Source organism: Pseudomonas sp. AN-B15 (assembly GCF_019056475.1).
Lineage (GTDB): Bacteria > Pseudomonadota > Gammaproteobacteria > Pseudomonadales > Pseudomonadaceae > Aquipseudomonas > Aquipseudomonas parakoreensis.
This window is the reverse complement of record NZ_CP049737.1, coordinates 5,756,867-5,769,427: the sequence shown is the minus strand read 5'-3', so window position 1 is coordinate 5,769,427 and position 12,561 is coordinate 5,756,867. Positions and strand designations below refer to the sequence as shown.

The window sequence follows — 12,561 nt, the reverse complement described above, 5'->3', positions numbered from 1 at the left end:
AATAAGCGCTTGTCGCTCTTGGCAATGCAACTGGCGTTGAAGAGACGTAAGCGGTCGCTGACAGACGAGGACTGTCACACTTATTTGTTAGCGTCGATGTCTTTCAGTCAGGGAGAAAACGCCGATGAAGTTCGCACCGAAAATGCTCGCTGTGGTGCTTGGATTGGGTCTAGCCGCTCACGCATTCGCCACCGATCTGAAGCACTGGCCGGCGGATCAGGCCAAGGCACTGGACGCGATGATCGCGGCCAATGCCAACAAAGGTAACTACGCGGTGTTCGACATGGACAACACCAGTTACCGCTATGACCTCGAAGAGTCGTTGCTGCCGTTCATGGAAAACAAGGGCCTGATCACCCGCGACAAACTCGATCCCTCCCTGAAACTGATGCCGTTCAAGGACACCGCCGACCATAAGGAAAGCCTGTTCAGTTACTACTATCGCCTGTGCGAAGTCGACGACATGGTCTGCTACCCGTGGGTGGCGCAAGTGTTCTCCGGCTTCACGCTCAAGGAGCTCAAAGGCTATGTCGATGAGCTGATGGCCTCGGGCAAACCGGTGCCGACCACTTATTACGACGGCGACGTGGTGAAGAACCTCGATGTGCAGCCGCCGAAAGTCTTCACCGGCCAGGCCGAGCTGTACAACAAGCTGATGGAGAATGGCATTGAGGTCTACGTGATGACCGCTGCCTCGGAAGAACTGGTACGCATGGTCGCGGCCGATCCGAAGTACGGCTACAACGTCAAACCGCAAAACGTGATCGGCGTGACCACGCTGCTGAAGAACCGCGAAACCGGCGAACTGACCACAGCGCGCAAACAGATCACCGCCGGCAAGTATGACGAGAAGGCCAACCTCGGCCTGGAACTGACCCCGTACCTGTGGACCCCGGCGACCTGGATGGCCGGCAAGCATGCGGCGATCCTGACCTACATCGATGAGTGGAAAAAACCGGTACTGGTGGGCGGCGACACCCCGAGCAGCGACGGTTACATGTTGTTCCATGATGTGGATGTGGCCAAGGGCGGCATTCACTTGTGGGTCAACCGCAAGGATAAATACATGACTCAATTGAACGGCATGATGGCCAAGCACGCAGCGGCGCAGGCCAAGGAAGGGTTGCCGGTGACGGCGGACAAGAACTGGGTGATCGTCAAGCCTGAAGAAATTCAGTAAGTCCTGAAATCCCTGTAGGAGCTGCCGCAGGCTGCGATCTTTTGATCTTGTTTTTAAGAGCAAGATCAAAAGATCGCAGCCTGCGGCAGCTCCTACATGGGGTGGTTTGCAAGCATCAGGCAAAAAAATGCCCCGCAGTTGGCGGGGCATTTTTGTTTTGGCGATTCGACGCTTACAGCCCGTCGAGCATCGCCTTGTTACGCACCGCACCCTTGTCGGCGCTGGTCGCCAGCAAAGCGTAGGCTTTCAGAGCGGTGGTCACTTTGCGTGGACGCTGTTCGACCGGCTTCCAGCCTTTCTTGTCCTGCTCGACCCGGCGTGCAGCCAGTTCTTCATCGCTGACCAACAGGTTGATCGAGCGATTCGGAATGTCGATCAGCACTTTGTCGCCGTCCTGCACCAGACCGATCGCGCCGCCGGCCGCAGCTTCTGGCGAAGCGTGGCCGATCGACAAGCCGGAAGTACCGCCGGAGAAGCGCCCGTCGGTGAGCAACGCACAGGCTTTGCCCAGGCCTTTGGACTTCAGGTATGACGTCGGGTAGAGCATTTCCTGCATGCCCGGGCCGCCTTTCGGACCTTCGTAGCGAATGATGACGATGTCGCCTTCCTTCACTTCGTCGGCAAGGATGCCGCGCACCGCGCTGTCCTGGCTTTCGAAGATTTTCGCGTTGCCTTCGAAGACGTGGATCGACTCGTCAACGCCGGCGGTCTTCACCACGCAGCCGTCCAGCGCGATATTGCCGTACAGCACGGCCAGGCCACCTTCTTTCGAATAGGCGTGTTCGAAGCTGCGGATGCAGCCGTTTTCACGGTCGTCATCCAGGGTTTCCCAACGGGTCGACTGGCTGAACGCGGTCTGGGTCGGGATGCCCGCCGGACCGGCCTTGAAGAAGTGGTGCACGGCTTCGTCGGTGGTCTGGGTGATGTCCCACTTGGCGATGGCTTCTTCCATGCTGCGGCTATGTACGGTCGGCAGGTCGGTGTGCAGCAGGCCGCCACGGGCCAGCGAACCGAGAATGCTGAAGATGCCGCCAGCGCGGTGCACGTCTTCCATGTGGTACTTCTGGATGTTCGGCGCCACTTTGCACAGTTGCGGCACGCTGCGCGAGAGACGGTCGATGTCGCGCAGATTGAAATCGATCTCGGCTTCCTGGGCGGCCGCCAGCAGGTGCAGGATGGTGTTGGTCGAACCGCCCATGGCGATGTCGAGCATCATCGCGTTCTCGAACGCCTTGAAGTTGGCGATGTTGCGCGGCAGCACGGATTCGTCGTTTTCGCCGTAGTAACGCTTGCACAGCTCGACGATGGTGCGGCCGGCCTGCAGGAACAGCTGCTCGCGATCACTGTGGGTGGCCAGGGTCGAACCGTTGCCCGGCAACGCCAGGCCAAGGGCTTCGGTCAGGCAGTTCATCGAGTTGGCGGTGAACATGCCGGAGCACGAACCGCAGGTCGGGCAGGCGCTGCGCTCGTACTCGGCAACCTTCTCGTCAGAAGCGCTGGAGTCGGCGGCGATCACCATGGCGTCGACGAGGTCGAGGCCGTGGGAAGCGAGTTTGGTCTTGCCGGCTTCCATCGGACCGCCGGACACGAAGATCACCGGAATGTTCAGGCGCAAGGCGGCCATCAGCATGCCCGGGGTGATCTTGTCGCAGTTGGAGATGCAGACGATGGCGTCGGCGCAGTGGGCGTTGACCATGTACTCGACGGAGTCGGCGATGATCTCGCGGCTCGGCAGCGAATACAGCATGCCGTCGTGACCCATGGCGATGCCATCATCCACGGCGATGGTATTGAATTCTTTCGCGACGCCACCGGCGCGTTCGATCTCACGAGCGACCAGTTGACCGAGGTCTTTGAGGTGCACGTGGCCAGGAACGAACTGGGTAAAGGAGTTGGCAATGGCGATGATCGGCTTCTTGAAGTCGTCATCTTTCATCCCGGTGGCGCGCCACAGTGCGCGGGCGCCGGCCATGTTGCGGCCGTGGGTGGATGTTTTCGAGCGGTAATCTGGCATGGAGCACTCCGGGCGGCTAATCAGGTATCAAAAGGGAGTGAGCTTCTATTGACGTCTGGAACACTCAGAAATGGCCGTGTGTCCTGGATGTTGCCGATGACTTTGCGGGATCGCCGCTTGCCTCAGCCTGAGCTCATAAACCCGCCGGGGGATGAATGGCGATGAATCAGTCGATTCTACACCGCTGGCGTCTGGAGGGAATGGCGCAAAGCGTTGTTCCAGTGCCGACGGTGCGTGTGGCAGGACGACCGGCAGGTTCAATCGCCGCCCGTGCTGGTGATGGGATTGGTGTCGAGCGCTCTGGCGTGGCGGCTGATCCGCCTGTTCAACGCCAGTGCGATGCAACTGAGCAGGACAAAACTGTAGCCGAGGGTCGCTTGCAGATTGCTCGGGCTGAGGCTGATCAGTGCGCTGATCAACCCACCACAAATAAAAATGATTGTGCTGCCGGCCGAGGCTGACGTACCGGCGTTCTCCGGGAACAGGTCCATGGCTCGTGAGGTGGCGGCCGGGCGTGAGATGGTGGTGCCGGCGGTGCAGATCAGCATCGGGATCAATACCGTAGCGGGCGAGAGTGCAGAGTGGCGCGACAGGAATAGCATCACCAGCCCTGCCAGCAGGATCAGGCTCAACCCGGCCACGATCTGTTGCGCAGAACTGATGCGCCGGCTCAATAGCGCGGCGGCAATTCCGCCTGTTACATAAGCCGCGCCGTAGATCAGCAGGATCAGCGAGAAGTCGTAGGCTGACAGCTGCAACTGATCCATGAAGATCAACGGCGAAATGACGATGAACGAGAAGTGACAGGCGAATGCGAAAGCCGAAATCAGCCAGTAGCCGACGAACTCGAAATCCCCGAGCACCCGTCGATAGGCGCTGAGGAAATTGAGCGGTGTAGCGTTGACGTCTGGTCGACCACCGTCGAGAAACAGCCAGGCCTTGAGCAACACCGCAGCCGCCAGGGCGATGAACAGCCAGAAGCTGCCGCGCCAGCCCAAGGCCGCTTGCAAGAAGCTGCCAGCCAACGGTGACAGAGAGATGAAGATCCCGGTGGCGGTCACCATCAGGATCCGCAGGCGATCGCGTTCCTTGCCATCGAACAGGTCCTGTACCAGCGCCTGCGACAGGACAAAGCAGCCGCAACCGATGGCCTGCACGATGCGAAAAGCCATGAACAGTATGTAGTCACTGGTCATCACGCAACCGATGGCGCCGAGGATCGAAACCGCCATGCCGGCAAGTAACAATCCCTTGCGCCCGATGACGTCGGACAACGGTCCGATCACCAGCTGGGCGAAGGCAATGCCCACGGCAAACAGGCTGATCGACAGCGCGATGTCGGCCGGAGTGCGGGCGAAGTGTTCGGCCAGCGCCGGGAACGACGGCAGCAGAACATCCAGCGGAAACACCCCCAGCAGCACCATGGCCAACAGCAGACTGACCGCCCCGCGGCGTTGTCGGGTTGTTACTGCCTTTCGTCCTTCACGCATCGATCAGTCCTGCCTTGGCGAAAAGTTTACGGTTGTTGGGTAGTGCGAAAAATCCGGCCCTTTCGAGTGCGGCAAGTGTGGCCACGGCTCTGGATCTGGCACGCTGGCGGCTGGCGTGCTCGTTGGTCAGGCTGTCGAGGATTTCCTTGATCGCAGCTTCGCCGATACCGGCGCGGCGCAGACTTTGGTGCAGCCATTGCTCGTCCACTTCGAAGAAGGTCGCCAGGGTCTCCAGCAAGGTTCTGGCAACAAAGGCGCGCTGGCGGCTGTTCAGGGTCAACCAGAGATAGTGGAAGACTTCGGAAAAAAACCGGCTGTGGCGCGCTTCGTCAGCGAGGTGATCGCGCAACATGTCATTCACGCTGCTGACCAGTGTTTCCCGACACACATCCAGCAGCTCCCGGGCAATGATGGTTTCCGAGACGAAACCCAGCAGAAACCATGCCAGCGGGCGTTTACTCTCCGGCGTTCGGGCAATCTGACCGGTCAGGCGGGTGATGCGCAGCGGCATCTGCGGACGACCGGTAAAACCATGCAGTTCGGCGATCTGTTCGGCCAGATGATGGGAGAACAGCGCGTGATAACCCTCGTCGGTATACAGCTGCAGCGCGGCGGTTTTCATCCGTGGAGGAATGTACGCGGGCAACTCGCCGTGGACGATGGTTTCCACGGCGCGGTTGACGATGCGGTGTTCAAGCAGCGTGGTGTAGTCCAGGAAGTGCACCAGGTGGCTGGCTGCCAGCCGATGCATGATCTTGCTGCCTGCGGCTTCGATGGCCGGGTGGGACAGATACGGCAGGAAGGCCGGCGGGAACCAGAAGCGGGTCTGCAGTTGCAATTGCAGGTCCTCCGGCAAACGGTAGTCGTGCCGGCTGGTGCGTACCGAAGCGTGGTTGTTCCAGTCGCCGAGGGTGAATCGAAGCGCCCAGGACGTTGGTGCTTCGGGAAGATCCGTGGATGGCACGTTCATGTCCGTGTCTCCAGCAACAGGTCGCGCATTTCCTGACACATCGCCTGACCGTCGCTGGCACCGCAGCCGACAAAGAACAACGGTTGTTCAGCGCTGCCTTCGAGCTTGAGCAGGGCTTCGACCTGCCGATCAGCGAATGCCCCGGTCAGCCACGTTCCCAGGCCCAGCGCCGTGGCCACCAGTTGAAAGGTCTGCGACAGATGACCCGCCTCGACGAACGCCATGCGATAGGCGCGCGAGTGTTCATACTTCCACCAGAGCTTGTCGAAACGAGCGGTGATGAACAGGCCCAGAGGCAGGTTATTGATGAAATGCTGGCCCGCCAGCAAATGACCGAGCGCAGGTTCGGGCAATGGGTTGACCCGGCTGAGCGCGTGTTCTGCCGGGTGATAGGCGTAGAGGCCCGGCTCAAGACCCTCGATATTGCGTGCCAGAAGAAAGCCTTCACACGCGTTCAGTCCACCCCCGGAGGGACTGCTGCGACGGGCGCCGAGGCCTTCGGCGATGCTTTCGTCGCGGTCATGGTCGCGATGGTGAAGAAAACCCAGTGTGAGATACATGAGTGTGCCGACGTCGCCGAGCGTGATCGCTTCGCCAGTAAAGGAGCGGCAGGTTTTTCTCAAGCGCAGGACATTACCCAGGCTGGCGACGGTCAGGGCCGCAGAGGCGGGGAGGGCGATTCGAGGTGCGTCTTCAAGTATCGGGCGATCTTGAGCGGGTGCCGGTGTGGTCAGCACTGCGCTGCAATGGTTCAGGTATTGCCTGGACCACTCATGAATATTCCGGGGTGTCTGTTCGCAGGGAATGTTCTGGGTACCAATATGATAAATCTTCGACAGCTCGTCCCAGCCCCATGGCGGACTGTCTATTTTTGCAACGGTTAATATGCCTGCGTTTAGAAGTTGTGAGTCTATTATGTTGCGTCTGTCGAACTGTTCCGGATTGTTGATTAGTTGTGCAAGTCGACAAGAGTAAGTCAGGTCCAGTTCATGTTGAGTGTGGTTTTTGTAGTTCCAGACTATTTGTCCGGGTGTGCGCGGCAATATGAATAAATAAGGATTGATGTACATGTTGTATTCATCACTCTGGATATAGTCGAAAGAACGCTGGGGTGCCGGCACTCCCCAGCGTTCCGGTTTACTTAGCGGGTTTTAGGCGCAACCAGAAAAGCCAGGTTTGCGATTTTGTTGGTTTCCAGAGTAATTGCTTTCATAAGTATGAACTCCTTGTTCATTGAGAGTGAATGTCACCGTCGTGGTGACAACTTAATAATAGGTTGTAATGAATTATTGGCAAGCGATACTTGGGTAGGAAATTTCTATTAATTTTGTCGGAGTGGATGTGCTGCAAGGTCAAGTTTGTAAGTTTTGGTTCTTGAAATTCAACGCGCAGGGAAATGTCCTGCGTACATGTAGGAAGTTAGTTGTAGGAAAAGGAAAGAAATTCGACGATATTGCATCGCCGTAAAGCCAACGGGAAGCCCGCAGGCTCCCCGTTTCATGGGCAATCAGCTGTTCGGCAGCAGACGGCAGGTAATGCTCTTGATGTAGCGAGTCTCGGCGATAGCCGGGTGTACCGGATGATCCGGACCTTGACCGCCGCGTTCAAGCAACTGGATGTTGCGGTCCAGGTGGCGGGCGCTGGTCAGCAGGATGTTCTGCAGATCGTCCTCCGGCAGGTGCATCGAGCATGAAGCGCTGACCAGAATGCCGTCCTTGGTCAGCAGGCGCATGGCTTGCTCGTTCAGGCGACGGTAGGCGCCTTCGCCGTTCTTCATGTCTTTCTTGCGCTTGATGAACGCAGGCGGGTCGGCAACGATCACATCGAAACGTTCTTCGCTGGCCTTGAGTTCCTTCAGCGCTTCGAACACATCACCTTCGATGCAGGTCATCTTGTCGGCGAAGCCGTTCAGCGCGGCGTTACGCTCGACGCCGTCGAGGGCAAAGCCCGATGCGTCGACGCAGAACACTTCGCTGGCGCCGAACGCGGCAGCCTGCACGCCCCAGCCACCGATGTAGCTATAGAGGTCGAGAACGCGTTTGCCTTTGGCGTAAGGGGCCAGACGGGCGCGGTTCATGCGGTGGTCGTAGAACCAGCCGGTTTTCTGGCCGCCAATGACCGGCGCTTCGAATTTCACGCCGTTCTCTTCCAGGGCCACCCACTCCGGCACCAGGCCGAACACGGTTTCGACGTAGCGGTTGAGGCCTTCGGCATCACGGGCGGCGGAATCGTTCTTGAACAGGATGCCGCTCGGCTTGAGCACTTGGGTCAGTGCAGCGATCACGGCATCTTTATGCGCTTCCATGGTCGCCGAGGCGATCTGCACGACGAGGATGTCGCCGAAACGGTCGACTACCAGACCCGGCAGCAGATCGGAGTCGCCGTAGACCAGGCGGTAGAACGGCTTGTCGAACAGACGCTCGCGCAGTGACAGGGCCACGTTCAAGCGGTGCACCAGCAGCGACTTGTCCAGCGGCAACTTGATGTCGCGCGACAGCAGACGCGCGCAGATCAGGTTGTTCGGGCTCATGGCAACGATGCCCAGCGGCTTGCCGCCGGCAGCTTCGAGGATCGCCTGATCGCCGGCCTTGAAGCCGTGCAGTGGCGTGGCGGCCACATCGATTTCGTTGCTGTAGACCCACAAGTGGCCGTTGCGCAGGCGACGGTCGGCGTTGGCTTTGAGGCGCAGGCTAGGCAGGGACATGACGTCGCTCCGGAAAAAAGAGCGGGAGTATAGCGTGTTGCTCGGCCTGATTGGCTGGTGAGTGGATATGTGGCAAGGGCAATCAGTGGAGAAGGAGTTTACTGTGGCGAGGGGATTTATCCCCGATCGGCTGCGTAGCAGCCGCAAACCCCGAACGCAGTTGTCTGACTGACCGCGTGAATCGATTTGGGACAGCTGCGCTGTCCATCGGGGATAAATCCCCTCGCCACATAAATCCCCTCACCACATGAATTCACTAGCCCACAGATCAGGCTGACAGCGCGTCGATCAGCTCCTTGTTGAACGCCGGAATATCATCCGGCTGCCGGCTGCTGATCAGATGACCGTCCTTGACAACTTCTTTATCGACCCAGTTGGCCCCGGCATTCACCAGGTCATCCTTGAGGGTCTTGTAACTGGTCATGGTTTTGCCGTTGACCAGCCCGGCGGAAATCAGCAACCAGCCGCCATGGCAGATCACCGCAATCGGTTTGCCGGCGGAGGCCCCGGTTTTCACCAGATGCTGGGCATCCTGGTCGATGCGGATGGTGTCGGAGTTCTGCACGCCGCCCGGCAGGATGATCGCGTCGTACTGCTCGCTGCTGGCGCCTTGAAAGGTCTGGTCGACCTTGAAGTCATCCGCCGGTTTGTCGTGGTTCCAGCCTTTGACCTTGCCGGCCTCGGCGGAGAGGATGTCGACCTGGGCGCCGGCCTGCTCAAGAGCCTGCTTGGGGCCGGTCAACTCGACCTGTTCGAAACCGTCTGTTACCAAAATGGCGACGCGTTTGCCGGTGAGGGAGGTAGTCATCAATAAGCTCCTGAGTCTGCGGGAAATTACCGCCGAGCCGGTGCTTGATTGTCCGGTCGGCCTTACACAGTCCGAAGCCTGAGCGTGAATGAAAGTTCCTGACAATTGCCCACTGGTGTGTCGTCGTGCGGTTTTTAGAGGTTAGAATCGCCGCCTGTCCCAGAGTGTGTACTTATGTCCCAAGAGCTGACCACCGAACAGATTCAACAATCCCTGCAAGGCATCAGTGTGCCGGCGCAGCCGCAGATCATGGTGGATCTGCAGATGGAGCAGTACATGCCCGACCCGGACCTGGAGGTGATCGCCAAGCTGATCTCCCAGGATCCCGGCCTGTCCGGTTCGCTGCTGAAAATCGTCAACTCGCCGTATTACGGCCTGAGCAACAAGATCACTTCGATCAAGCGCGCGGTGAACCTGCTGGGCAGCCGTTCGATCGTCAATCTGATCAACGCCATGTCGATCAAGGGCGAGATGAATGACGACACCATCGTCACCCTCAACCGTTTCTGGGATACCGCCCAGGATGTGGCCATGACCTGCCTGACCCTTGCCAAGCGCGTCGGCACCGAGGCCAGCGACGAGGCTTACGCCTTGGGGCTTTTCCACGACTGCGGCGTGCCGCTGATGCTTCAGCGTTTCCCGGATTACATGACGACACTCGAAAAGGCCTACGCCAACGCGAGTGCCGAGCGCCGGGTCGTGGACACCGAGAATGATGTCTACAACACCAATCACTCGGTGGTCGGTTATTACACCGCCAAGTCCTGGCGCCTGCCGGAACACGTCAGTGCAGCCATCGCCAACCACCACAATGCCCTGGCGATTTTCAGCGACGAAACCTCGCGCAACAGTCAGATGAAAAACCTGCTGGCGATCCTGAAGATGGCCGAGCACATCTGCGCGTCGTACCGGGTGCTGGGCAACCAGACCGAAGACTTCGAATGGCAGGCCGTCGGGCCGCTGGTGCTGGAGTACATCGGCCTCTCGGATTACGACTTCGAAACGTTGAAGCAGACGATCCGCGAACTTGGCGCACACTGATTTAGCAAACTGATTCGAGACCCCCATGCCTGAATTGCCGGAAGTCGAAACCACCCGCCGCGGGATCGCTCCGCACCTGGAAGGTCAGCGTGTCAGCCGGGTCATCGTGCGTGATCGCCGGTTGCGCTGGCCGATCCCCGAGGACCTCGATGTGCGCCTGTCCGGGCAGCGCATCGTGCTGGTCGAGCGGCGGGCCAAGTATTTGCTGATCAACGCCGAAGTCGGCACGCTGATCAGCCACTTGGGCATGTCCGGTAACTTGCGGCTGGTTGAGGTCGGGATGCCAGCGGCCAAGCATGAGCATGTCGATATCGAGCTGGAATCCGGGCTGGCCCTGCGCTACACCGATCCGCGCCGGTTCGGCGCGATGCTCTGGAGTAGCGACCCGCTCAATCACGAACTGCTGATTCGCCTCGGGCCGGAGCCGTTGACCGATCTGTTCGACGGCGAGCGGCTGTTCCAGTTGTCACGCGGGCGTTCGATGGCGGTCAAGCCGTTCATCATGGACAACGCGGTGGTGGTGGGCGTCGGCAATATTTACGCGACCGAAGCGCTATTCGCCGCCGGGATTGATCCGCGGCGCGAAGCCAAGAGCATTTCCCGGGCGCGTTACCTGAAGCTGGCGATCGAGATCAAACGCATCCTGGCCGCAGCCATCGAGCGCGGCGGCACCACGTTGCGTGATTTCATTGGCGGCGACGGGCAACCGGGGTACTTCCAGCAAGAGCTCTTCGTTTATGGTCGTGGCGGTGAGCACTGCAAGGTCTGCGGCACCGGTCTGCGGGAAGTGAAGCTGGGGCAACGGGCCAGTGTGTTCTGTCCGCGCTGCCAGACCTGAGGCAAAAAGCTGAAAAAGTCCTACGGTCTATAGTGAGTGGTCTCACTGTTCAGCCCGAAGGATCGTGCCATGAAGTCCTTGCAAGCCCTGTTTGTCACATTGCTGCTGTGTTCCAGCCTGGCCGTTCAGGCCACGGAAAACGGCAGCGGTGATCCGCGCTACGCCATCCAGAACCCTCCCGCCTACGCCATGATCGGCGATTTGCTGATTGCCCGACCTTTATTGGTGGTGGCAACGGTGCTGGGTGCGGGGGTGTTTGTGGTGTCATTGCCGTTTACCGCGCTGGGTGGCGGGGTAGGCGATGCGGGACAGGCGCTGGTGGTGGATCCGGCGAAAGCTGCTTTTGTGCGGTGTCTGGGGTGTACGGGGGAGGGGTTTGAGCAGCGTGAGTGAGCTGATCCGAGATCAGCGGTGTTATTGATGGCCTCATCGCGGGCAAGCCCGCTCCCACAAGGATTTCGGTGTTCACACGATTTGTGTATCACCACACAACCCTGTGAGAGCGGGCTTGCCCGCGATGGCGTCGGAACAGGCGCTGAAGGACTCAGGCCTTGCCGGTGATCTTGCGGTACTTCTCCATCAACTGTTCTTCAGTCTCCGGATGCGCCTCGTCCAGCGGAATGCAATCCACAGGGCAGACCTGTTGGCACTGCGGTTCGTCGTAGTGGCCGACGCACTGGGTGCACAGGTTCGGGTCGATCACGTAGATCTCTTCGCCTTGGGAAATGGCAGCGTTCGGGCACTCGGGTTCGCAGACGTCGCAGTTGATGCAATCGTCGGTGATGATCAGGGACATGCTAACTCCAGCCGGGGCGGCAGGCCCGGGCGCAATAAATCAATGCGCGCAATTGTGCCGCATTGGCGAGCGCAGTGCACGCGGCTGCGATCAAGGGCACAAGACTGCAATCTTTAAAAGCAAAAGATCGCAGCCTTCGGCAGCTCCTACTTTTTGAAGCGCAGGGTCAGGGCATCGGCCACGGCCGGGTGCACGAACTTGCTGATATCGCCACCCAGCGCGGCGATTTCCCGCACCAGCGTCGAGGAAATGAACGAATAACGCTCGGACGGGGTGAGAAACAGGCTCTCGACGTCCGGGGCCAACTGGCGGTTCATGTTGGCCAACTGGAATTCGTATTCGAAGTCCGACACTGCGCGCAGACCGCGAAGAAACACATTGGCATTCTGCTCCTTGGCGAAATGCGCCAGCAGCGTCGAGAAGCCGACCACTTCGACGTTGGGCAGGTGTTTGGTGACCTCGCGAGCCAGCTCAACCCGTTGTTCCAGCGGGAACAGCGGATTTTTCTTCGGGCTGGCGGCGACCGCAATGATCACGTGATCGAACAGGCGCGAGGCGCGTTCGACCAGATCGCCATGCCCTTTGGTAATAGGGTCGAAGGTACCTGGGTACAACACTCGGTTCATCGCGTCGTCCTGGCGGGAGTCCGTTGGGGAGTCGGATGGTATCGCAGCCGTCTCGGTCGGCCAAGTCGCCTGTTGGGTAAGAAAGCACTATAGA

At 59.3% G+C, this 12,561-nt stretch carries 12 protein-coding genes; 4 read left to right on the top strand and 8 right to left on the bottom strand.

All coding sequences use genetic code 11. The features are described from left to right. Positions 1 to 124: 124 nt before the first annotated feature. Positions 125 to 1,180: a hypothetical protein gene (locus GTQ41_RS26170; protein WP_047297167.1), complete on the top strand. Its 1,056-nt coding sequence runs from the start codon at positions 125 to 127 to the stop codon at positions 1,178 to 1,180. 172 nt (positions 1,181 to 1,352) lie between these two features. Here GTQ41_RS26170 and ilvD read toward each other — a convergent pair whose 3' ends face one another. The 6 genes from ilvD to GTQ41_RS26140 form a co-directional block, all read right to left on the bottom strand. After that, entirely contained in the window at positions 1,353 to 3,194 is a 1,842-nt protein-coding gene (ilvD, locus tag GTQ41_RS26165; RefSeq protein WP_047297165.1) for a dihydroxy-acid dehydratase, read from the bottom strand. A 257-nt stretch (positions 3,195 to 3,451) separates the two neighbouring features. Beyond that, complete coding sequence (locus tag GTQ41_RS26160; RefSeq protein ID WP_047297164.1) at positions 3,452 to 4,684, bottom strand: MFS transporter; 1,233 nt, start codon at positions 4,682 to 4,684, stop codon at positions 3,452 to 3,454. Then, on the bottom strand, positions 4,677 to 5,654 hold the full coding sequence (locus GTQ41_RS26155) for a diiron oxygenase (RefSeq protein WP_047297163.1): 978 nt from the start codon (positions 5,652 to 5,654) through the stop codon (positions 4,677 to 4,679). The genes GTQ41_RS26160 and GTQ41_RS26155 overlap by 8 nt, the downstream gene beginning before the upstream one ends. Next, a complete protein-coding gene (locus GTQ41_RS26150) occupies positions 5,651 to 6,724 on the bottom strand; it encodes a SagB family peptide dehydrogenase (protein ID WP_047297162.1) in 1,074 nt (357 codons plus the stop codon). The genes GTQ41_RS26155 and GTQ41_RS26150 overlap by 4 nt, the downstream gene beginning before the upstream one ends. 437 nt (positions 6,725 to 7,161) lie before the next feature. After that, entirely contained in the window at positions 7,162 to 8,358 is a 1,197-nt protein-coding gene (locus tag GTQ41_RS26145; RefSeq protein WP_041063621.1) for a class I SAM-dependent rRNA methyltransferase, read from the bottom strand. Positions 8,359 to 8,626: 268 nt separating this feature from the next. After that, positions 8,627 to 9,166, bottom strand: coding sequence for a type 1 glutamine amidotransferase domain-containing protein (locus GTQ41_RS26140; RefSeq protein ID WP_047297161.1), 540 nt, complete (start codon positions 9,164 to 9,166; stop codon positions 8,627 to 8,629). A 228-nt stretch (positions 9,167 to 9,394) separates the two neighbouring features. On the opposite strand from GTQ41_RS26140, the gene GTQ41_RS26135 reads away from it, so the two are divergent. From GTQ41_RS26135 to GTQ41_RS26125, 3 genes are all read left to right on the top strand, one after another. After that, complete coding sequence (locus tag GTQ41_RS26135; RefSeq protein WP_179295008.1) at positions 9,395 to 10,207, top strand: HDOD domain-containing protein; 813 nt, start codon at positions 9,395 to 9,397, stop codon at positions 10,205 to 10,207. Between the two features lie 25 nt (positions 10,208 to 10,232). After that, entirely contained in the window at positions 10,233 to 11,045 is an 813-nt protein-coding gene (gene mutM / locus GTQ41_RS26130; protein WP_047297159.1) for a bifunctional DNA-formamidopyrimidine glycosylase/DNA-(apurinic or apyrimidinic site) lyase, read from the top strand. A gap of 69 nt (positions 11,046 to 11,114) precedes the next feature. Next, positions 11,115 to 11,438 (top strand): hypothetical protein, encoded by a 324-nt coding sequence (locus GTQ41_RS26125; RefSeq protein ID WP_041063610.1) that lies wholly within the window; start codon positions 11,115 to 11,117, stop codon positions 11,436 to 11,438. A gap of 151 nt (positions 11,439 to 11,589) precedes the next feature. On the opposite strand, the gene GTQ41_RS26120 is transcribed toward GTQ41_RS26125, so the two are convergent. Together GTQ41_RS26120 and coaD are read right to left on the bottom strand one after the other, a co-directional pair. Continuing rightward, positions 11,590 to 11,841 carry a YfhL family 4Fe-4S dicluster ferredoxin gene (locus tag GTQ41_RS26120; RefSeq protein WP_003195146.1) on the bottom strand — a complete coding sequence of 84 codons (252 nt, stop codon included), beginning with the start codon at positions 11,839 to 11,841 and terminating at the stop codon, positions 11,590 to 11,592. 146 nt (positions 11,842 to 11,987) lie between these two features. Continuing rightward, entirely contained in the window at positions 11,988 to 12,467 is a 480-nt protein-coding gene (gene coaD / locus GTQ41_RS26115) for a pantetheine-phosphate adenylyltransferase (RefSeq protein WP_003229157.1), read from the bottom strand. Positions 12,468 to 12,561: the final 94 nt, after the last annotated feature.